The sequence below is a fragment of the Mesorhizobium sp. W016 genome (assembly GCF_054719485.1).
This window is the reverse complement of sequence record NZ_JBTTIF010000002.1, coordinates 4,668,501-4,690,474: the sequence shown is the minus strand read 5'-3', so window position 1 is coordinate 4,690,474 and position 21,974 is coordinate 4,668,501. Positions and strand designations below refer to the sequence as shown.

The following is a 21,974-nucleotide window of genomic DNA, read 5'->3' as shown; positions in this document are numbered from 1 at the left end:
GGCATGGCCGGCGAACGGTACCGGAGTTTTGGCCTCGCCACGCCGGCCGCAAAGCGAGCCATCGCGGCCGAGGATGCTATCGCGCTGATGCGAAGCGGCAAGGCGACAAAGAACGCTCTGCTCGCCTATGGCAATGGCCGCTCCTACGGTGATTCCTGCCAGAACGAGCCAGGTGCGGTCGTGGACATGCGGCCGCTGAACCGCATCGGCGCCTTCAATGCCGAGACCGGCCTGCTCGAGGCGGAGGCCGGCGTGTTCCTCTCCGATATCATTGCGCACACTGCACCTTACGGCTTCTTTCCGACTGTGGTCCCAGGCACCCAGTTCGTCACCCTTGGCGGCGCGATCGCCAATGACGTTCATGGCAAGAACCATCACCGGCGCGGCACTTTCGGCTGCCATGTCGAGTCTCTCACCCTGTTGCGCTCGGACGGGCGGACCTACACCTGCTCGGCAACCGACAATGCAAGGCTGTTCGCGGCGACGATCGGCGGCATGGGGCTGACCGGCCTGATCCTGTCGGCCTCGATCCGGCTGATGCGGGTGCATTCGCTCGACATCGCCGAGAAGGTAACGCGGTTTGCCGATCTCGGCGAATTCTTCGAACTGGCCGAGGCCGCCGACCAGGCCAATGAATATGCCGTCGCCTGGATCGACCAGCTTGCCGGCGGCCATGGCCGCGGGCGCGGCCTGTTGTTGACAGGCAATCATGCCGAGTATGGCTCGCATGCGGCGTCTCGCGCCGGCTCCCGTTTTTCAGTGCCGTTCCAGCCGCCGTTCAATATGCTCAACCGGCCGTTCCTCACCGCCTTTAACGCCGCCTATCGGTGGAAGAAGGGGAGCTCGCCGGGGCCGAGCCAAACCGGCTACCAGGGCTTTTTCTTTCCGCTTGATGGTGTCGGCGACTGGAATCGGCTGTATGGTCCGAAAGGTCTCTACCAGCACCAGAGCGTGGTGCCGGAAAATGTCGCGCGTGAGACCGTGCCGGCGCTGCTCGAGGCGGCGCGACGGGCCGGGCAGGGCTCTTTCCTCACCGTGTTGAAGCGCTTCGGCTCGATCCGCTCGCCGGGGCTGCTGTCCTTTCCGCGGCCAGGCTTCACGTTGACGCTGGATTTCCCCAATCGCGGCGACAGGACGCTGGCCCTGCTCAGCGAACTCGACCGCATCACGGTCGCGGCCGGCGGCGCGGTCAACCCGTACAAGGATGCGCGCATGGGCGCTGATACTTTCGCGGCCTCCTTCCCGAATTGGCAGCGGCTCGAAGCGCTGCGCGACCCGGCGTTCGTGTCCAGTTTCTGGCTGCGGACGGCGAAAAAGCTCAACGTCCGGCCAGGGCGTGTCGAGGCAGCTGAATAGGTACAATCCGAATAAGTCATGGTGAATAGATCGTAAATTCCGTGGTTTACTCAAAGCATTGTCGTGACTTCATGAAATGTTTGCAGGTTCGTAATAGGACCGTTGCGAGTGGCGGGTGCAAAATATGAAATACATCGTCTTCATTCTGTTCACGGTCATGACCAATGCCGCCGCGCAGCTGATGCTGAAGCAAGGCATGATGTCACTCGGGCCGATTTCGTTCGAAGGCACCAATCCGCTGTTGAGGCTGTTGCAGGTCGTTTTCAGCCCATGGGTGTTTCTCGGCCTGTGCACCTTCGTCATCTCGATGGCTTCGCATCTCTATGTGCTGTCCAAGGTCGAGCTCAGCTTTGCGTATCCGTTCCTCAGCCTTGCCTATGTCGCGGTTGCGATCTTCGCCTATTTCATCTTCCGCGAGGACCTCAATGCCTGGCGCATTGCCGGCATCGCCTTCATCTGCGTTGGCACCGTGCTGATCGCGCAAAGCGGTCGAGACTTGGGCGGGCGCGGGCATGACGACCAAACCGCTTCCATCATCCCCGACAAGATCCAGACAAACGAGATCGTTCGATGAGACATGTTATTTTCGGCGGCGACGGCTTCGTCGGCCGTCATCTTGCCCCGAAGCTTGTGGCCGATGGCGAAGAGGTTGTCGTTGCCGACATCGTCAAGAGCGACCTGACGCACTATCGCAACGTTCGCTTCGTCACCTGCGATGTCACGGATACGGCCTCGGTGGCCAACATCGGATTGAAGGCCGACGACATGGTCTACAACCTGTCGGCCAAAATGCTGTCGCCGATCCAGGTGCGGGCCAAGCGTCACGACTTCTTCTTTCCGGTGAATTTCCACGGCACCGAACACATCATGCAGGCGATGGACAAGGCCGGCGCGTCCAAGCTCGTCCACTACACCACCGACATGATCTACGGCCACACGGTCACCCAGCCGATGACCGAGGAGCACCCGGTCGCGCCGCTCGGCGAATATGGATGGTCGAAGCAGAAGACCGAGGAACTCGCCGCGCAATGGCGCAAGCGCGGCATGTCGATCTCGCTGTTTCGCCCGCGCCTGATCATCGGTCCCGGCCGGCTCGGGATCCTGGAAAAGCTGTTCAAACTGATCGACTGGAATTTTCCTGTGCCGATGATCGGCTCGGGCAAGAACCCCTATCAGTTCATCTCGGTGTTCGATTGCGCGGAAGCTGCCCGCTCGGCCTGGAAGGCAGGCGTGCCCAACCAGGCTTATAACCTGGGCTCCCTCAATCCGCCGCCGGTGAAGAAATTGCTGGGCGACCTGATCAAGCATGCCGGCTCGAAATCGCTGCTGATCCCGACGCCGGGCTGGGCGGTCAAGCGCACCCTCGACCTGCTCGATCTCATGAACATGCCGATCATGGATCCCGAACAATATCTGATCGCCGATGAGGAGTGCGTGCTCGACGTATCCAAGGCCGAGCGCCAGCTCGGCTGGGTGCCGCAATATCGCGACGAGGACATGCTGATCGCCGCCTACAGCGAATACCGCGCCAAGAAAGACGGGCTTGCCGTCACCGCCAATCATGTCCCCGCCGAATAAGTGGGACGACCAGGAGAACTCCGAAATGACCGTCATGGCCAAGCCTGAGCAGACGAACGCGCGCACCATGGTCGGCGCGCCGGCGTTGTCGCCTACCGCCATCGCCAAGCCCGACCTGATCAGCGTCGAGCAGGCGAAGGCGATGGATGTCGCGCGCATGACCGACCTGTTCAAGGCGCATCTCAATCCGGGCCAGCTGCATTTCATGAAGCTGCTCGGCTTCCACAAGATCAAGATCGAGCGTGCCGAAGGCATGTTCTACATCGACCAGAACGGCCGCAAGATTCTCGACTTCTTCGGCGGCTTCGGTTCGCTGGCCTTCGGCCACAACCATCCGCGCATCCTGGAGGCCAGGCGCAAATTCCAGGAGGAGAAGCGCCAGGAAATCGCCATCGCCTTCATGTCGCAATATGCATCGGCGCTGGCGCACAACATCGCCAAATGCTCGCCCGGCGATCTCGACATGGTATTTCTGGGCTCGTCGGGTTCGGAAGCGATGGAAGCGGCGGTGAAGCTCGCCGAGCGCGCCGCCGGGCCGAAGCGGCCGAAGGTCGTCTATGCCGAGAATTCCTTCCACGGCAAGACCAAGGGCGTGCTCGGCATCACCGACGGCCAGCTCTACCGCGCGGACTTCAAGATGGCTGAGAACACCGTGCGCATTCCGTTCGCCGATATCGAAGCGGTCGAGCGGCTGTTCCGCTCCGACCCGGAGGTCGGCGTCATCGTACTTGAGACCATCCAGGGCGGCGGCGGCATCATCCAGGCAGAGGCGCAATACTGGCAGAAATTGCGCGCGCTCTGCGACCAGTATGGCGTGCTGTGGGTGGCGGACGAAGTGCAGTGCGGCTATGGCCGTTCGGGACGCTTCTATGCCTTCGAGCATTATGGCGTCGTGCCCGATGTGACGGCGCTGGCGAAATCGCTCGGCGCCGGCAAGGCGGCGGTCGGCGCGATGGTCGCCCGGCGCGAGGTCTATATGAAGGCCTATGGCACGCCGAAGACGGCGATGATCCATGCCATGGCCACCTTTGGCGGCATGGGCGAGGCCTGCGTCACCGCGATCGAGGGCATCAACGTGCTCTATGATGAGGGGCTGATCGACAACGCCGCCACTACCGGCGACTATCTGCTGCAGCGCCTGCAGGCGCTGAAGGAGAAGTACCCGAAGATCATCAAGGATGTGCGCGGCAAAGGCTTTATGGTCGGGCTCGAGTTCCACGACTTCTCGCAGACCTTGCCGATGGTGCTGCGTCCGATCGTCAGCGTCCTCGACGACAAGCTGAAGGGCTCGCTGTCGGGCTTCGTCGGCGCGCTGTTGCTGCGCGACTATGACGTGCTCGTCGCCTTCACCGAATACAACCGCAACGTCATCCGTCTCGAGCCGCCGCTGATCTGCCAGCGCGAGCATGTCGACCATTTCGTCGATGCCTTCGATAGCCTGCTGTCGCGCGGCATCGTGGGGATCGTGAAGGATTTCGTCAAAAGCCAGGTCCGTTAAAGAAGTCCGTTGAGCGAAGTCCCGAGTCCGACAATGCTGAGCAAGTCTCCCGCCCCGCAAAACACACTCGATCGGCTGACCGCGGCCGCTCTGGCGTGGGGCGAGGGGACTTATGCGCGATGGGCCGCGCCAATCGGCGCGATCGCGTTTTCGCTCTATATCCTGCTGACGGCGTTTACCGCCTGGACGATGCCCGATGCCAATTGGGACATGCTGTCTTATCTCGCAATCGCCGAGGAGGGCGCTTATCCCGATGCGCAGGCATTGCATGACTATGCCTACAGGACGGTCCAGGCCGGCGTTTCGGCCGCCGACTACAAGGCGCTGACAGACGATGGCGGCGGCTTCCGCAGCCATATGGCGCAAAATGCCGCCGACTTTCACTCGCTGCTTGGCATGTACCGGATCAAGTTTCTCTATGCCGAGATGCTGTCGACGATGAGTTCGGTGATGTCGCCGGTCGAGGCGATGCGGGTGCTGCAGGTGGTCTCGGTGCTGCTGTTCGGGATGATCACGCTGCTGTGGCTGCGAACCGAAGGCGCGCTTGCGCTGGCGCCTGTGGTCGGCGCGGTGCTGATCATGGCCGATTTCGGCGATGCCGCACGCGCCTCGACCCCGGATCTGTTGTGCTCGGCGCTGTTCCTCGGCGGGCTGCTTGCCTATGTGCGCGGCCGCGAGGCAGCGACCGCTGTCCTGCTTTTCCTGGCCTTCATGGCGCGGCCGGACAACATCGTGTTCCTGGCCATTTTCGCCGTGCTGCTGCTGGTCTTCCGGCAGCGGGCGTGGGGCGCGCTGGCCGGCTTTGCCGCGTCCTTCGTCGCCTATTTCGCGATTTCGCACTGGGCCCAGCATCCCGGCTGGTGGCCGCATCTGTGGTTCTCCAGCATCGAGCAGCACTACAATATGGATGGCTTCGAGCCGCCGTTCTCGGTTGGCGCCTATCTCAAGGCGTTTGCCGCATCCTTCATTCGCGCCATCAGCATCAACAGCTGGGTCGGGGTCTCGGTTCTGGCGCTGGCCGCGTGGTTTGCGCTCGGCCGCGCCGGCTTCCGGCTCGATCGTCGCGCCGGCATCCTGCTTGCAGCGCTGGTGCTTGGCGTGCTGGCGAAATTCACCGTCTTTCCGATCCACGACACCCGCATCTACTTCCCGAACCTTCTGCCGCCCTACCTTTTGCTTGTCGGCCCGATCATGGCGCTGTGGGCGTCGGCAAGCCTGAATGGAAGGCGGCCCATCGCCATACCTGGAGATAAGCCATGAGTTCCATTTCCGGGCTGGCGCGCATCGCCCTTTCACTCGGCCTGCCTGCCGGCCTGCTTGATCGCGGGCCGGCGTTGCGTGGCACGAAATTCCTGGCCAAGGCGGCGCTGAAGGCGCGGTTTGGCGGTGGGCAATCCTTCCAGATGGTCAATGTCGGCGCTTGCGACGGCGCGCTGTTCGACGACGTCACGCCGTGGCTGCACCGCATTCCGCGGGCGCGGGCCGTGCTGGTCGAGCCGATCCCGTACAATCAGAAGCGGTTGCGCGCCAACTATCCCGACACGGAACGCTTCGTCATCGAACCGGTCGCGGTGACGAAGACCAAGGGCACGATCACCGTCCACACTTTCGATGCCGCGGCACTCGAGGCCGGCACGCTGCCGATCGAGTTCATCGGCTGCTCGTCGGTCACCGACACCAATCTGATGTCGGGCAAGAATGCCTGGGGCGAGGACGACGCCAATTTCAACAAGTTCGCGCCGCACGTGAGGGATATCGAGGTGACGTCGGAAACGCTGCAGACGCTGCTCGACCGCAACGGCATCACGCATATCGACGCCTTCCTGGTCGATTGCGAGGGCGCCGACTGGATCGTCTTCGAACAGCTCGACCTCAAGCGCTACCGCCCCGGCATGATCAAGGTCGAGGTCGGCGCGCTGCCGGCGGCTGAAATCGGCGAGGTCGTGGTCAAGCTCAAGACATCAGGCTATCAGGTCGGCTTCCAGGCCGAGGACATCTGGGCCTTCGCCTGAGATAGATCGCCACTGGCGGCACGCCGGCGCGCCGGGTCGCGTCGCATCCGCGACGTGTCGCAAACAGGCGGTAGCTCCATCCACGTCCTCTGCATATTGTGCGCCATTCGAACGGGCGCGGACACGCCCGCTTTATCCCCTTGGAGTCGCGGCAATGGCAGAGTTTCCGAAACAGGCGAAGGTCGTCATCGTCGGCCTGGGTGGCATTGTCGGCGCGTCGATCGCCCATCATCTGATCGAACGCGGCTGGACCGACATTGTCGGCATCGACAAATCGGGCATCCCGACCGACATCGGCTCGACGGCGCATGCCTCGGACTTCTGCTACACCACCAGCCACGACTTCTTGTCCTGCTGGACGACGCTCTACTCGATCGATTTCTACGAAAAGATGGGCCATTATGCCCGCATCGGCGGCCTCGAAGTGGCGCGCGTCGGCGACGACAGCCGCATGGACGAGATCAAGCGCAAGATCGCCTCGGCCAAATCCTTCGGCACCCGCGCCCGGCTGATCGAACCGGCCGAGATCAAGGAAAAATTCCCGCTGATCGAAGAGTCCATGGTGCAGGGCGGCCTGTGGGATCCGGACGCCGGCCTGGTCATCCCGCGCTCGCAGACCGTCGCCGGCAAGCTGGTCGACCAGGCGGAAGCTACGGGGAAACTCAAATCCTTCGCCAACACGCCGGCCAAATCTCTCATCGTCGAGGAAGGCCGCATCAAGGGCGTCGTTACCGACCGCGGCACGATCATGGCCGATTATGTCATCGTCTGCGCCGGCATCTGGGGCCGGCTGATCGCCGAGATGGTCGGCGAGGACCTGCCGGTCATGCCGATCGACCATCCGCTGACCTTCTTCGGTCCCTACAATGAGTTTGCCGGCACGGGCAAGGAGATCGGCTGGCCGCTGCTGCGCGACCAGGGTAATTCGGCCTATATGCGCGACACCGGCGACCCCAGGACCGCCGAGGGTGGGCAGATCGAATGGGGTTATTACGAAGAGACCAATCCGCGCCTCTGCCATCCGCGCGATTTGCTGGAAAAGGATCAGGCGCGGCTGTCACCGTCGCAGCGGGATCTCGACATGGAGCAGATCCTGGCGCCGCTTGAGCGCGCCATGGAACTGACGCCGATTCTGGGCGAACTCGGCTACAATGAAAGCCATTCCTTCAACGGCCTGTTGCAGGTGACCGCCGATGGCGGCCCGTCCATGGGCGAGAGCCAGAAGGTGAGGGGCCTCTGGTACGCCGTCGCCATCTGGGTCAAGGACGGCCCCGGCATGGGCAAGCTGATCGCCGACTGGATGACGGACGGCCGCACGGAAATCGACCATCACGCCATCGACTATGCGCGCTTCTATCCGCACCAGACGAAAGAGCAGTTCATCTGGGATCGCTGCACCGAGACGGCGATGAAGGTCTACAATCCGGCGGTGCATCCGCGCGAGCCGTTCTCCAAAGGCCGCAACATCCGCCGCTCGCCGTTCTGGGAGCGCGAGAAGGAGCTTGGCGGTTACTTCATGGAGCTGGGCGGTTGGGAGCGCGCGCATGGCTATGCCGCCAACGAGCATCTGCTGGAGAAGTATGGCAACCGGGTTCCCATACGTGAGAACGAGTGGGACAATCGCCATTTCTGGCGGGTGTCCAATGCCGAGCACCTGGCGATGAGCGAGGATTGCGGCATCGTCAACCTCTCGCATTTCTCGATGTACGACATCGAAGGGCCGGATCATGTCGCGCTGCTGGAGTGGCTGTGCGCGGCCAAGATCGGTGGCGACAACAATATCGGCAAGGGTATCTACACCCACTTCCTCGACGAGCAAGGCATGGTGCGCGCCGACTTCACCGTCATCCGCATGGCCGACCGCTGCCGGCTGATCGACGGCGCCGACGCCGGCCCGCGCGACTTCCGCTACATGCAGCGCACCGCGCAGGACAAAGGCTTTGACGTCACCATCACCGACGTGACGGAAAAATACGTCACCATCGGCATCTGGGGACCGAACGCGCGGGCGACGCTGCAGAAAGTGGTCGAAAATCCGGATGGTCTCTCGCTCGAGAACTTCCCCTTCGCGGCGATCAAGCCGGTCAGGATCGGCGGCAAGGACGTCACCGCCTTCCGCATCTCTTATGTCGGCGAGCAGGGCTGGGAACTGCATATGCGCTACGAGGACGGCCTGGCCGTTTGGGACGCGCTGCGCTCGACCGGCGTCATGCCGTTCGGCGTCGAGACCTATGCCAACACGCGGCGCATGGAAAAGAGCCTGCGCCTGCAGAACGCCGACCTTCTGACCGAGTACAATCTGCTTGAGGCCGACCTTGCCCGACCGAAGGTCAAGGAGAACGATTTCTGCGGCAAGGCCAAACATGTCGAATACCGCGCCCGCGAACACCAGCCGGCGATCCTGTGCACGCTGGTGATGACGGAAAACGTCGATTCGAAGGGTGTTGCCCGCTATCCCGTCGGCACCATGCCGGTGATGGATCCGAAGACCGGCGAAACCCTTGTCGACGAACTCGGCCGCCGCTCCTTCACCACGTCGATGGCCTATGGCCCGACCATCGGCAAGAACATCGGCCTCGCCTATCTGCCCTGGGCCCACGCCCAGGAGGGCCGCAAGTTTGCCATCGAATATTTCGGCGAGACCTACCCGGTCGAGGTGGCTGCCGTCGGCTACAAGCCGCTCTACGATCCGGAGAATTTGAAACCGCGGAGTTGAGCGCCGTCGATTTCTCGGCAGCACCGCTCATATTGGTGTGACGCAAAACGAACAGATGAAAGCCCGGCTCCTTGCCGGGCTTTTCTCTTTGTAAGCTGGCAATTCTCGCCTACCGTCGCTTCGGGCGGAGTGAAGCACTTGCGGCGATTTGGCTGGGACAGGAAGAGCGATGCGCTGGTGTTCAGCGTGAATGGGAACATCCCCGTTCTCGTCAGCTGGACCTTTGCCATCCCGGTTGTCCTGCCCTTTCTGCACGAGTGGTCGACGCGTCCCAAAACCGCGCTGATCCACACATCGATCTTTGCCGCACTGTTTTTCGTATCGGTGTTCCTGCACGAACTGGCGCACACATGGGTTGCCCACCGGCAAGGGATCGGCACCAACAGGATTGAGCTTTATCTGTTTGGCGGGGTTGCCTACTTCAAGCGCGGCGCCACGTCGTCCTATGGTTGGGCGTGGATTGCGTTTGCCGGACCCCTGACCAACATCCTGTTGGCGGCGTTTTTCGCTGCTTCCTATTATCTGATCGCCAAACCTTTGGCGCCTGTCGAATCGGACAGCTTGTTCAGTGCGCCGCCTCCAATGCCGATGACTTATCTTGCGTGGACGCTATGGATCGGCGCCATGTTGAATGGGGTACTCGCCGTCCTCAACATTCTACCGGCATACCCTCTGGATGGTGGGGTGATCGCGCGGCATCTGCTTGCGCGGCGCTTCGGCGAGGGGCGGGCGGCGCGTATCGTCGGGTTCTGCGGTGTCGTGCTGTCGGTATTGCGTTTCGCCGTGATCCTGCCCGCCGCGATAGCAGGCATCCTGTTGTGGCTGCCGCCATCATTCAAGCCGAACTGGAGGGCGCTTCGTGGCATCGGCAGAAAGAAGTCCCGTCCAAACCCGGAAGCGGCGAGGTAGTGTGCTGAGAGTTCTGCAAATTCGCTGAGAGGGGGCGGTCATGGCAGGCTGGTGATTGTTCACGTCACCTGATTCCCGCGAAGGAACGCCACCATGACCAAGACTGAAGTTAAGACCGCCAGCGCTGCCGTCAAAGACATTTTGCTTTCGAACCCGGATGGATTGCACGAAGTGCTCCGTGCGGTGATGCAGGAGGTGCTTGAGGCCGAGATGGACGAGGCGCTGGGTGCCTCGAAGAGCGAGCGCACGCCCGAACGGCTTGGCTATCGCTCGGGCTATTACGGCCGCACCCTTGTGACGCGGGTCGGCAAGCTCGAGCTGCGGGTTCCGCAGGACCGGGCCGGGCGCTTCTCCACCGAGCTGTTCGAGCGCTACCAGCGTTCCGAGCGGGCCTTGGTGGCGACACTGGCGGAGATGTATGTGCAGGGCGTGTCGACCCGCAAGGTGAAGGCGATCACGGAAGAACTGTGCGGCCATGCCTTCTCGGCCTCGTCGATCTCGGCCATCAACAAGCGGCTGGATGAGAGCCTCGCTGCCTTTGCCAGGCGCCCCCTTCAAGAGCCGTTTCCTTACCTCATCCTCGATGCGCGCTACGAGAAGGTGCGTGAAGCCGGTGTTGTCATGAGCCAGGCGGTGCTGATAGCGGTCGGTATCGACTGGGACGGAAGGCGCCAGATCCTGGCCGTGGAGATGGCCAATCGCGAGAGCCGCTCGGCCTGGAGGGACTTCCTCGTCGGCCTCAAGGCGCGCGGCCTCAAGGGCGTCGAGTTGGTTGTGTCCGACGATCACGCCGGCCTGGTGGCAGCGATCGGCGAGGTGATCCCCGAAGCCGCCTGGCAACGCTGCTACGTGCACTTCCTCAGGAACGCGCTCGATCATCTGCCGAGGAAGCACGGCGACGACTGCCTTCAGGAATTGCGCTGGCTCTACGACCGGCGCGATCTCGCAGAGGCCAGGGCTGATCTTGCCGCATGGCTTGCCAAATGGTCGGCACGCTATCCGCGCCTGACAGGCTGGGCCGAGGATGCCATCGAACAAACCCTGACCTTCTTCAGGCTGCCGAGACAGCACCACAAGCATCTCAAATCCACCAACATGCTGGAGCGGCTCAACGAGGAAATCCGCCGGCGCACCTATGTCGTGCGCATCTTCCCCAACACCGAAAGCTGCCTGCGCCTGGTCAGGGCCTTGGCCGTCGAGACCAACGAAAACTGGATGGAGGCCAACCGATACATCAACATGGACGACCTGCGCGAGCACAAGAAGCTCGCTCTGCGCCAAGCCGCATGACCAGCATCATGGCTGCCCCATTTTGCAGAACTTGACGCACACAACCAGCGGCGAAGGCCGGAGCCGACGACGTGGAATGGCGCGGCAAAGGTGGGCGACCCATCAACAAATGAGGCCGAACCGCGCCGCCGTTTCGGGGTTAGATGTAGAAGCCCTCAGTCCCGGCTTTTTGCTTTGTCAGCAGCCGGTTTTCGCTTACCTTCGGGTATGTCTGCTTTTTCTTGCGCACGACATTTCCTTTCAGGCAGCGCCGCGCTGGCGCTGGGGCTCTGGCTGGTGCCGCCGGTTCAAGCCGCCGAGCCGGTCGACGTCGAGCTGGTGCTGGCCGTCGACGTGTCGCTGTCGATGTCGCCGGGCGAACTCGAAATCCAGCGTCGCGGCTATGCTGCTGCGCTGACGCACGACAATGTTCTGCAGGCCATCGCCGATGGCGCCTACGGCAAGGTCGCCGTCACCTATGTCGAATGGGCGGGTGCGACCACGCAGCAGGTCGTCGTGCCGTGGACGGTGATCGCCAGCCGGGCCGATGCCGAGCGGGTGGCCGCGCAGCTTTCCGCCCATCCGCCGGCCAGCGCCCGGCGCACCTCGATTTCCGGCGCGCTGGAATTCGGCAGCGATCTGTTCGCCGAAAGCGGTTTTCAGGGGACAAAGCGCGTCATCGATATTTCCGGCGACGGGCCCAACAACCAGGGCGCGCCCGTCGACATCACCCGCGACGCGGTGGTCAAGCAAGGCATCATCATCAACGGCCTGCCGCTGATGACGCGCGGCGGGTTCGGCGGCGCCTATGACGTCAACAATCTCGACCGCTACTACAGCGACTGCGTCATCGGCGGTCCCGGATCCTTCATGATCCCGGTCAATGACTGGACGCAGTTTCCCGAAGCCATCCGCCGCAAGCTGGTGCTGGAGCTGGCCGGCGCCGCTTCGCCGCAACGGGCGCGCGAGGAGGCCGGGCATCCGCCGGTGGTGCTGGCGCAGGACCGGCCGACCGACTGCCAGGTCGGCGAAAAGATGTGGCGCGACCGCAGCTGGATGTTCGATGCGCGTTAGCGTTCGCATCATCACGCTGCCGTGAAGGGCCGGTTTCATTGACAAGCCCATGGGCGTCTGTGACACAATTCGGCATCCGAAAAAACAAGGGGAACCGACATGAACAAGACCATCGTCGCTGCCGCGGTATTGGCGCTTGCGGCTGCAATATCCGTGCCGGCCGAGGCTGCCACATCGGTCACCATCGGCATCAGCGGATGGACCGGCTTTGCGCCGCTGACGCTCGCCAAGCAGGCCGGCATCTTCGAGAAGCATGGCCTCGACGTGACCCTGAAGAAGGTGCCGCAGGCCAGCCGGCCGCTCGCCATCGCCAGCGGCGATCTGCAATGCGCCGCCACCACGGTCGAGACCTGGCTGGTGTGGAACGCCAGCGGCGTCACCACCAAGCAGATCTTCCAGCTCGACAAATCCTATGGCGCCGACGGCATTGTCGTGCGCAACGACATCAAGACCGTCGCCGACCTCAAGGGCAAGAATGTCGCGTCCTCGGCGCCGGGCACGTCGCCCTATTTCATGCTGGCCTGGGTGCTGAACAAGAACGGCCTGTCGACCAAGGATGTGACCGTCGTCAACCTGGAACCGGATGCGGCGGCGCAAGCCTTCCTCGCCGGCCAGAACGATGCGGCGGTCACCTATGAGCCGTTCATCTCGGCGGTGCGCGACAAGTCCGATCAGGGCCACATATTGGCGACCACGCTCGACTACCCGATGGTGCTCGACACGGTCGGCTGCACGCCTGAATTCCTCACCGCCAATCCCGACGCCGCCAAGGCGCTGGCCGACAGCTATTTCGAAGCGCTCGACCTGATCAAGAGCGATCCGCAGAGATCCTACGAGATCATGGGCGCCGACGTGAAGCAGTCTGCGAAAGAATTCGAGGATTCGGCGAAATACCTGAAATGGGCCGACAAGGCGGAGAACAAGCAGTTCTTCACCAAGGAATTCCAGGACTTTTCCAAGACCGCCGGCGAGCTTCTGCTGCAGATGGGGTTGATCAAGGAAGCGCCAGACGTTGCCACGCTGGCCGACACCAGCGCGGTGGCGAACTGACAGGCCTCGCCTTTGACCATTGTGCGGCGGCGCCTAGGGCCGTCGCTCTCTCCTGGACAAGTGATGATTTGACGATGCGGACGATCTGAAGATGCGCCCCTTGCATCCGGTGTCGCCGGGCATTCGAACCGTGCTTGGCATTTCCTTCTTCGTGCTGTTCGTCGCCTTCTGGGCGTGGATCACGCTTGGCGGCCACGTCAACCGCATCTTCCTCGCCGACCCGCTGTCGATGCTGCGGGATGGTTGGCGGCTGCTGGTCGAGGACCGCTTCTGGCTCGACATATTGATCACCATCTGGCGGGTCTTCGGCGGGTTCCTGCTGGCGTCGATCGTCGCCGTGCCGATCGGCATCGCCATGGGCGCCTGGAAACCAATAGAGGCGTTTCTGGAGCCGTTCGTCTCCTTCGCCCGCTACCTCCCGGCTTCGGCCTTCATTCCGCTGCTCATCCTGTGGGCCGGCATTGGCGAGCTGGAAAAGCTGCTGGTCATCTTCGTCGGCTCGGTGTTCCAGATCATCCTGATCGTCGCGGTCAAGGTGGGCTCGACGCGGCGCGACCTGGTCGAGGCGGCCTATACGCTGGGCTCGACCAACAGCGGTATCGTCAAACGGGTCATCATGCCGGCCAATGCGCCCGAGATTGCCGAGACGCTGCGGCTGGTGCTCGGCTGGGCCTGGACCTATGTCATCGTCGCCGAGCTGATCGGTTCGTCCTCAGGCATCGGCTACATGATCATCAACAGCCAGTCGCGGCTGGCGACAGGGCAGATCATCTTCGGCATCATCGTCATCGGGCTGATCGGACTGTTGTCCGACTTCGCCTTCAAGGCGTTCAATCGCTGGCTCTTTCCCTGGAGCCTGGCATGAGCAAGTTGCTTATCGAAGGCGTCTCGCGAACCTTCGCCGGCGTGCGCGGCGGGCAGCCGGTCAAGGCGCTGATGCCGGTCGACCTTGCGGTCGCGGCCAACGACTTCATCACCATTCTGGGGCCGTCCGGCTGCGGGAAGTCGACGCTGCTCAGGATCGTTGCCGGCCTGGAAGCGCCGAGCGAAGGCCGTGTGCTGCTTGACGGCAAGGCGGTGACGCGGCCGGGACCGGATCGCGGCATGGTGTTCCAGTCCTACACGCTGTTTCCGTGGCTGACGGTGGCGCAGAATATCGCCTTCGGCCTGCGCGAACGCAGCATGGCCGAAAAGGAGCGAGACGGGATCGTCGCTTCCTATGTCGACCTCGTCGGGCTGAAGGGCTTCGAGAACCATTGGCCAAAGCAGCTGTCCGGCGGCATGCAGCAGCGCACGGCGATCGCCCGGGCGCTCGCCAACGACCCCGAAATCCTGTTGCTGGACGAGCCGTTCGGTGCGCTCGACAACCAGACGCGCGGACTGATGCAGGAACTGCTGCTCGGCATCTGGGAGCGGCGCAAGAAGACGGTGCTGTTCGTCACCCACGACATCGAGGAGGCGATCTTCATGGCTTCGCGGGTAATCGTGATGAGCGCGCGGCCAGGCCGCATCAAATCGGATGTCGCCATCGACCTGCCCCATCCACGCCACTACACGCTGAAGACCAGCCCGGAATTCTCGGCGCTCAAGGCGCAGCTGACCGAGGATATCCGCGTCGAGGCGATGCGCACAGTACAGGCGCAGCCCGCCGAAGCCTGAGTGCGTTTTCGGATCAGGCCGCCAGCAATTGCTTGCGGTCGACGCGCTCCTGCTGCGGCGAGCGGGCATAGAGTTCGCGGTAGCATTTGGAGAAATGCGACGCCGAGACGAAGCCGCAGGCGACCGCTACCTCGACCACCGGCATCGAGGACTGGATCAGCAGGTGCCGGGCGCGGTCGAGGCGGATTTCCAAGTAGTAGCGGGCAGGGGATCTGCCCATCTCGGTGCGGAACAGGCGCTCGATCTGGCGGCGCGACAGGTCGACATGGTCGGCGATCTCGATCAGCGACAGCGGTTCGGAGAGATTGCCTTCCATCAGTTCGATGATGGTCAGCACCTTGGAATTCTGCACGCCGAGGCGGGCGCGCAGCGGCAGGCGCTGGCGGTCGGTGGGGCTGCGCACGCGGTCGGTCAGCACCTGCTCGCACACGCGGTTGACCAGATTGTCGTCGAAATCGTCGCCGATCAGCTTGAGCATCATGTCGAGGGCGGCGGTGCCGCCGGCGCAGGTGTAGATGTTCTGGTCGATCTCGAAGAGGTCGGCAAAGACGTTGGCCTTGGGAAAGGCCTCGGAAAAGCCCGGCAGGTTTTCCCAATGGATGGCGCAGCGCTTGTTGGAGAGCAGGCCGGCGGCGGCAAGGATATGCGCGCCGGTGCACAGGCCGCCGACGGCGACGCCTCTGTTGTATTCCTCGCGCAGCCAGGCGAAGGCCGACCTATTCTGGTAGCGCTCGACATTCATGCCGCTGCAGACGATGGCCATGTTCGGCCGATCCGGCCCGGCCATTTTCTTGCGCTCTTCCTCGAGCGAGGTGTTGACGGCGCATTCGACGCCGTTGGAGGCGCGCACCGGCTTGCCGTCGATGCTGGCGAGGCGCCAGCGATAGGCCTCATAGCCGAGCATGCGGTTGGCCGAGCGCAGCGGGTCGAGCGCCGTCGCAAAGGCGATCATGGTGAAGTCCGGGACAAGGAAGAATACAAACGATCGCTTGATCGGATGCTTTACGGCGTTCAAGGGAACCTCACGCGGCCATGGCGCGAACAGGATGTCGCGAACAGCACAGCGACATCAGGAAAAACCATTCCTGTCAATCGGCTAGGGGGCTAAGCGGAAACTATATTTGCGACATGGGTCGCAAATGAGCAATCGTCCGGGATGACAGGCACGGGCTGCCGACGGATTGGGCATGGTGGCGGCGGCATAGGTGCCAAAAATGAGAAACGCCGCTTCGGTCAAGCCGAAGCGGCGCTGTTATCGACTATCGGCAGCGGCAGGGAAGCGCTGAGCGCTAGCCGTTATCTCAGGCAACGAAACCGAGGCGCACCGCATTCATGGCACCGGTCTGGCCGGGCATGGTATTGGCAAGGCGCTGGCGCTCGAGAGCGGTCGTCAGGTTCATTTCGCGGCGGGCAAAGAGGCGGGCAAAAAGCTTCATCATCATCTCCTATCGGTTGCTCAGACGGGTCGCCTTCGCTTGATGGAGTGGGGCAGCTCGTTTGCTGACGGTGATATAGGCCTGCGTGAGCAGAAACTAAATCGCAAATGCGAAGCGCTTGAATGGAAATGCGACATCGTTTGCGACATTATTGGGCATGGTGCCCAAAATTTACGATTACTTACAGTGTGTTACCGGCGACATTGAGGCGCCATGCAAGTGACGCATATGCGCCATGCAGCGGCGACACGGCTCTGAAAATCATTTGAGTGCAAATAAGTTGGAGAAAGCCTGCAGGGCCAATAGAGAAGGCCTGCCGGGCTGGTCTGCGCGGCAGGCCTTCAGCACAAGGTACACAATGGTTTACTTTGCTCCAGCCCAGGATCCGACGCCGTGGCGTGCACCGGTCTTGGTGTCGGCAGCTTCAGGCCAGCCGATATCCTTCTGCAGTTCGATCGGCAGCGAGCGGATCGCACGTTCGGTTTGGAAGCGGGCGCGGGCCGCGCTCAATTCGGTCGCAAGCCGACCGATGGATGACAGGATAGACATTTCATTCTCCTTTGGTTGTGGCACGTCCCGCATGAACGCGTTCCGTCGCCTGGATATTCCGCATCGAGTGCAATTCCGTGTCAGGAGCGTTGGAGCCATGGCACGTCCTGCCTTCGATGGAGTTGACTATCCTCCCAATCTGATGTTCAATCAAACGAAATGGAATGATGCTTCACATCAGAAAAATTGAAGGTCGATCCCGATGAACGCCCCACTCAATCATCCGCTGCCGCTGCTCGATCTCGACGTTTTGCGCACCTTCGTGGCCATTGCAGAGACCGGCAGTTTCACCACGGCGGCCAATGCGGTGTTCCGCACGCCGTCGGCGGTCTCCATGCAGATCAAGAAGCTCGAGGACATTCTCGGGCGCTCTGTTTTCGCGCGGGATGCGCGCTCGGTGACGCTGACCACGGATGGCGAGATGCTGCTCGGTTATGCCCGCCGGCTGTTGTCGATCAACCGCGAGGTGGTGTCGAAGTTCATCATCCCCGAGATCGTCGGCGTGGTGCGGCTCGGCTCGCCGGACGACTATGGCGAGCGCGTGTTGCCGCATGTGCTGAAGCGTTTCGCGCAGTCGCATCCGTCGATTGCCGTCGACGTCACCATCGACCAGAGCAGCAATCTGCGCCGCCGCATGGACGACCGGGCGCTCGACATCACGCTGCTGACCAATTCCTACAAGACCAGCGCACTCGGCGCCGAGGTGCTGCTCACCGAGCCGATCGTCTGGGCCGGCGCCAAGGGCGGCAGCGCGCATCTGCGCGAGCCTTTGCCGGTGTCGCTGTGGGAAGAGGGCTGCGCCTGGCGGGCCGGCGCGCTCGATGCGCTGAGCCGTGAAGGCCGCAATTACCGCATCGCCTATATGAGCGCCCACACGGCAGGCCAGCGCGCCGCCATCATGTCGGATCTCGCGGTTGCACCGTTGCCGAAGTCGTTCCTGGGCAACGACATGGTCGAGCTTTGCCCGAAGGACGGCATGCCCGATATCGGCACCTACAATCTGGCGATGGTGGTGTCGCCGGACGCCAGCGCGCCGGTCAAGGCCGTCGCCGACCATATCCGTGCGACGTTCGAGCTTTTCCGCGAAACCGGCAAGTTCTAGAGCGGTTCACCGTTTCACGGAAACGGCGAGCCGCTCTAACTCCTTGTTTTGACTCAATTCCCAAGGGAAAGCGCTACACGCTTTCCCGGGAAAACCGTTTTACACTTTTCCTGGAATTGCTCTGCTATTCCGCTGCTTGGGCGGGGCGCGCCGCGAGAGCGGGTCGCGCCGTGCGCCGCGCAGTTGCGCGCCGCTTGGTGGGCTCACCTTCAAGGAAGGCGACGATGCTGTCCCTGGCGCGACGCGCCTCCGGCATCTCGATCAGCGGCCAGACGTGGAACATGCCTTCCTCATAGACGACGTCGATATCGACGCCGGCAGCGCGTGCCTTTTTGGCGAAGATCAGATTGTCGGGGCTGAGCAGGTCGTGCGAGCCGGTCAGAAGCAGGGTCTGCGGCAGCACCGAGAGGTCGCCATAGAGCGGACTGATATGCCAGTCCCTGCGATCGATGCCGGCACTGTACATGCGGATCGCTTCCAGCCCGCCGGAAATGCCGAGCCACGGATCGTTGCGTTCCGCCTCGAACACTTCGGGGTTGGACAGCGACATGTCGAGGCCGGGTGAAATCAGCACGTGGCGCGACGGCAAGGGCAGGCCTTCCTCAGCCGCCATCATGGTCAGCACGACGGCCATGTTGCCGCCCGCGGAATCGCCCATGAAGACGATGTCTTCAGCGTCGGTCTCATCCAGCATCTGCCGGTAGACGTCGCCGACCATGCCGAACATGGCGTGGAAATCATGCTCCGGCGCGATGGGATAGATCGGCACGGTGATTCCGAAACCCAAGCGCTCGGCCATCTCGGCGATCAACCCCCAATGATAGGATGTGATCTGGAAGACATAGGCGCCGCCATGCATGTAGAGGATGCGCCTGCGTTCGCCGGCCTTCGGCGCGATCTCGTAGACAGGGAAGCCATCGACGCTGCGCTCGGTGATATCGAGCCGCTCCCGCAGCAATGCCGGGGGATGATGATCCTCGGTCTTGCGCGCATAGGCGATCCAGCGCTGCAGGTTTTCCGGGCTGGCAAATGCCTTCTTGCGGCTGTGCCGGAGGATGAAGGAAACGAGGTGGCTTTTGAAACTGGGCATTCGCGTACACAAGCTCGGCCGCAGCCGACTAAGAGAATTCCCCCACTGTCTCGAAGATCGTACCTCCAGCCGAAATGTCAAGATTCTGGCCAAGCCAACACGGTTGTTTGATCAGCCACGTCCGCGGTTCTGCGCAGCGCGGCTCAGCGCCGGGGCAGCAGCGCGGCGCGCAGCTTGATGTCGGTCGCAGCCGGGACCATGCGGCGGCCCCGGCGCTTGGTCAGCAATTTGCACTTGTCGGCGAAGGTCATCAGCGGCCCGAGCCCAGGATCAGACGCGACAGGTTGGTCTGGGCGTCGATGCGCGGCGACACGGGCCAGCCGATGTCCTTCTGGATTTCGGGTGGCAGGTTGTTCATGGCGCGCACGGCCTGTGCATTCTTCATGGCCGCACGAAAACGGCCCAGGGTCTCGAACATCTCTATTCTCCTTTGGAGCGTTGTGGCGGCGGAATAGTCCGGTCCGCCATTCGATGTCCGTTAAATGCTTCACGTCTGTATCGGACGGATTGCGCCAAAACAGCGTTTCGGTTTCCAGGTCGGTGCGATCTGGAAACATTTGCATACAAATTAAATTGGGCGAATTGGCGGCCTTCGTAAGGCGGCTTATTCCCGGCTGCGCCTGGCGGCATGGCCTTCGCGCGAACGCCGGCGCGGGGCGGCGTCGCCGGCGACGCCATCCTCGCTGACGGTCTTGCGTGGCGGCAATTTCACCGCCGCCGACAGTTTCGGGAACGGATCGACCTTGTTGGGAAGCGCCATGGCGTAGACGAAATGCTCCTGGAATTTCGGCTCCAGTGCGGTCTCGATCTTCTCGATGTGGCTGACCGTGTCCTCGATCTCGCGGCGATAGCCGCGGTTGAGCAGCGCCATCCGCGCGCCGGCACCGGCGGCGTTGCCGACGGCCGAGACCTTGTCGAGGTCGCAGTCCGGGATCAGCCCAAGCACCATGGCGTATTTCGGATCGATGAACGAGCCGAAGGCGCCGGCGAAATGGATGCGGTCGACGTATTCGGTGTTCTGCTTTTCCATCAGAAGCTTGGTGCCGGCATAGAGCGCCGCCTTGGCAAGCTGGATGGCGCGCACGTCGGTCTGCGTGATGGTGATCTTGGGTTCGCCTTCCTTCAAGACATAAGAGAAGGTGCGGCCGTTGACCGTGACGCGCGGCGACCGCTCGGCCAGCGACCCGTCGATGACGCCATCCTCGGAGATGATGCCGGCGAGGTACATTTCGGCCACGATCTCGATGATGCCGGAGCCGCAAATGCCGGTGACGCCGGTCGCCTGCACGCTATCCAGGAAGCCGGGGTCGTCGGACCAGAGTTCAGAGCCGATGACGCGGTATTTCGGCTCCAGCGTATCGGGGTCGATGCGCACGCGCTCGATTGCGCCGGGGGCAGCGCGCTGGCCGCCGGAGATTTCCGCGCCCTCGAAGGCGGGACCGGTGGGCGAGGAGGCTGCGACCACCCGCTTGCGGTTGCCAAGCACGATCTCGGCATTGGTGCCGACGTCGACGATCAGCATCATCTCGTCCTGGCGGTGCGGGCCTTCCGACAGCGTCACGGCTGCGGCGTCGGCGCCGACATGGCCGGCAATGCAAGGCAGCATATAGAGGCGGGCGCCCTGGTTGAGCTTCAGGCCGATATCGGAGGCTTTGATGCGCACCGCGCCCGAGACGGCGAGTGCGAAGGGCGCGCCGCCGAGTTCGGTCGGATCGATGCCGAGGAACAGATGGTGCATGATCGGATTGCCGACAAAGACGGAATCCAGGATGTCGTTGCGCTGGACATTGCCTTCCGCGCAGACCTTGTCGACCAGGCCCGAGATCGCCTCGCGCACGGCGACCGTCATGCCTTCGCGGCCGTCCGGGTTCATCATCACATAGGAGACGCGGCTCATCAGATCCTCGCCGAAGCGGATCTGCGGGTTGGAGGTGCCCGACGAAGCGGCGACGCGGCCCGACAGCAACGACACCAGATGCATGGCGATGGTGGTCGAGCCGATGTCGCAGGCCAGTCCATAGGCCTCGTTCTTGAGGCCGGGCCAGAGTGCTATGACGCGGGCGATGTCGCTTTCGGCATCCTTGTGGATGGCCGCGGTCGCGGTCCAGTTACCCTTGCGCAGTATGCCTTGCACCTGCGGCATCAGGTAGAAGTCGAATTCGAGGTTTTTAAAGCCCCAATCCTTCATCAAGGCGATCTTGAGGCGGTCGAGATCGCCCAGCGGCTTGTGCATGTCGGGCTCTTCGATCTCGACATAGCACATGCGGATTGCCGCATCGCGGGCGATGACGCGCGTGTCGGCATCCTTGCGGATGGTCTGGGCGTTGATGACCGTGTCCTGCGGCACGTCGATGACGAGGTCGCCGAGGATCTGCGCCGAGCAGGACAGGCGCCGCCGCTCGGGCAGGCCGCGGACGCGCTCATATCGCTCTTCCTTGGCGCCCTTGGGCGAGATGTGGTCGTTGGACGAGACGATCTTGTGCTTGGCGAAATTGCCTTCCTGCACTTCGATCTGGCAGCGACCGCAGGTAGCGCGGCCACCGCAGACGCTCTCGACATAGACGCCGAGCTGACGCGCGGCATCGAGCACCGGCGTGCCGACGGGAAACCGCCCGCGCTTGCCTGACGGCATGAACAGCACGAGCGGATCGGTAATGTTTGCAGGCGAGTTCATAT

At 62.7% G+C, this 21,974-nt stretch carries 20 protein-coding genes; 14 read left to right on the top strand and 6 right to left on the bottom strand.

Going from position 1 to position 21,974, the window contains the following annotated elements; genetic code table 11:
• The first annotated feature begins 3 nt into the window (after positions 1-3).
• From ACYG9V_RS23255 to ACYG9V_RS23195, 13 genes are all read left to right on the top strand, one after another.
• The gene (locus ACYG9V_RS23255) at positions 4-1,356 is read left to right on the top strand and encodes an FAD-binding oxidoreductase (protein WP_352765400.1); all 1,353 of its coding nucleotides are present in this window, start codon (positions 4-6) and stop codon (positions 1,354-1,356) included.
• A 124-nt stretch (positions 1,357-1,480) separates the two neighbouring features.
• Positions 1,481-1,930: an EamA family transporter gene (locus ACYG9V_RS23250; RefSeq protein WP_023670373.1), complete on the top strand. Its 450-nt coding sequence runs from the start codon at positions 1,481-1,483 to the stop codon at positions 1,928-1,930.
• Positions 1,927-2,934 (top strand): NAD-dependent epimerase/dehydratase family protein, encoded by a 1,008-nt coding sequence (locus tag ACYG9V_RS23245; protein ID WP_352765398.1) that lies wholly within the window; start codon positions 1,927-1,929, stop codon positions 2,932-2,934. The genes ACYG9V_RS23250 and ACYG9V_RS23245 overlap by 4 nt, the downstream gene beginning before the upstream one ends.
• Before the next feature lie 67 nt (positions 2,935-3,001).
• Positions 3,002-4,432, top strand: coding sequence for an aspartate aminotransferase family protein (locus tag ACYG9V_RS23240; RefSeq protein ID WP_352765479.1), 1,431 nt, complete (start codon positions 3,002-3,004; stop codon positions 4,430-4,432).
• Between the two features lie 33 nt (positions 4,433-4,465).
• A complete protein-coding gene (locus tag ACYG9V_RS23235) occupies positions 4,466-5,692 on the top strand; it encodes a hypothetical protein (protein WP_352651984.1) in 1,227 nt (408 codons plus the stop codon).
• Positions 5,689-6,444, top strand: coding sequence for an FkbM family methyltransferase (locus tag ACYG9V_RS23230; protein ID WP_352765396.1), 756 nt, complete (start codon positions 5,689-5,691; stop codon positions 6,442-6,444). The genes ACYG9V_RS23235 and ACYG9V_RS23230 overlap by 4 nt, the downstream gene beginning before the upstream one ends.
• A gap of 154 nt (positions 6,445-6,598) precedes the next feature.
• A complete protein-coding gene (locus ACYG9V_RS23225) occupies positions 6,599-9,160 on the top strand; it encodes a GcvT family protein (protein WP_352765395.1) in 2,562 nt (853 codons plus the stop codon).
• 138 nt (positions 9,161-9,298) lie between these two features.
• Positions 9,299-10,069: a M50 family metallopeptidase gene (locus tag ACYG9V_RS23220; protein ID WP_352765393.1), complete on the top strand. Its 771-nt coding sequence runs from the start codon at positions 9,299-9,301 to the stop codon at positions 10,067-10,069.
• A 93-nt stretch (positions 10,070-10,162) separates the two neighbouring features.
• On the top strand, positions 10,163-11,359 hold the full coding sequence (locus ACYG9V_RS23215; RefSeq protein ID WP_286456782.1) for an IS256 family transposase: 1,197 nt from the start codon (positions 10,163-10,165) through the stop codon (positions 11,357-11,359).
• A gap of 207 nt (positions 11,360-11,566) precedes the next feature.
• Positions 11,567-12,412, top strand: a complete 846-nt coding sequence (locus tag ACYG9V_RS23210) for a DUF1194 domain-containing protein (RefSeq protein ID WP_023739097.1) — start codon at positions 11,567-11,569, stop codon at positions 12,410-12,412.
• Between the two features lie 99 nt (positions 12,413-12,511).
• On the top strand, positions 12,512-13,462 hold the full coding sequence (locus ACYG9V_RS23205) for an ABC transporter substrate-binding protein (protein WP_023688106.1): 951 nt from the start codon (positions 12,512-12,514) through the stop codon (positions 13,460-13,462).
• Between the two features lie 91 nt (positions 13,463-13,553).
• Positions 13,554-14,327: an ABC transporter permease gene (locus ACYG9V_RS23200; protein ID WP_023688107.1), complete on the top strand. Its 774-nt coding sequence runs from the start codon at positions 13,554-13,556 to the stop codon at positions 14,325-14,327.
• Positions 14,324-15,121, top strand: a complete 798-nt coding sequence (locus tag ACYG9V_RS23195; protein ID WP_352763507.1) for an ABC transporter ATP-binding protein — start codon at positions 14,324-14,326, stop codon at positions 15,119-15,121. The genes ACYG9V_RS23200 and ACYG9V_RS23195 overlap by 4 nt, the downstream gene beginning before the upstream one ends.
• 13 nt (positions 15,122-15,134) lie before the next feature.
• Here ACYG9V_RS23195 and ACYG9V_RS23190 read toward each other — a convergent pair whose 3' ends face one another.
• From ACYG9V_RS23190 to ACYG9V_RS23180, 3 genes are all read right to left on the bottom strand, one after another.
• Entirely contained in the window at positions 15,135-16,073 is a 939-nt protein-coding gene (locus ACYG9V_RS23190) for a GlxA family transcriptional regulator (protein WP_348524244.1), read from the bottom strand.
• Between the two features lie 349 nt (positions 16,074-16,422).
• Positions 16,423-16,557: a hypothetical protein gene (locus tag ACYG9V_RS23185; protein ID WP_023681787.1), complete on the bottom strand. Its 135-nt coding sequence runs from the start codon at positions 16,555-16,557 to the stop codon at positions 16,423-16,425.
• 363 nt (positions 16,558-16,920) lie between these two features.
• Positions 16,921-17,106 carry a hypothetical protein gene (locus tag ACYG9V_RS23180; RefSeq protein ID WP_023681786.1) on the bottom strand — a complete coding sequence of 62 codons (186 nt, stop codon included), beginning with the start codon at positions 17,104-17,106 and terminating at the stop codon, positions 16,921-16,923.
• 202 nt (positions 17,107-17,308) lie between these two features.
• On the opposite strand from ACYG9V_RS23180, the gene ACYG9V_RS23175 reads away from it, so the two are divergent.
• Positions 17,309-18,208, top strand: a complete 900-nt coding sequence (locus tag ACYG9V_RS23175; protein WP_023670389.1) for a LysR substrate-binding domain-containing protein — start codon at positions 17,309-17,311, stop codon at positions 18,206-18,208.
• Between the two features lie 124 nt (positions 18,209-18,332).
• On the opposite strand, the gene ACYG9V_RS23170 is transcribed toward ACYG9V_RS23175, so the two are convergent.
• The 3 genes from ACYG9V_RS23170 to ACYG9V_RS23160 form a co-directional block, all read right to left on the bottom strand.
• Entirely contained in the window at positions 18,333-19,298 is a 966-nt protein-coding gene (locus ACYG9V_RS23170) for an alpha/beta hydrolase (protein ID WP_352763509.1), read from the bottom strand.
• Positions 19,299-19,548: 250 nt separating this feature from the next.
• On the bottom strand, positions 19,549-19,716 hold the full coding sequence (locus ACYG9V_RS23165; RefSeq protein ID WP_196813564.1) for a hypothetical protein: 168 nt from the start codon (positions 19,714-19,716) through the stop codon (positions 19,549-19,551).
• A gap of 186 nt (positions 19,717-19,902) precedes the next feature.
• A complete protein-coding gene (locus ACYG9V_RS23160; protein ID WP_023744707.1) occupies positions 19,903-21,972 on the bottom strand; it encodes an ASKHA domain-containing protein in 2,070 nt (689 codons plus the stop codon).
• Positions 21,973-21,974: the final 2 nt, after the last annotated feature.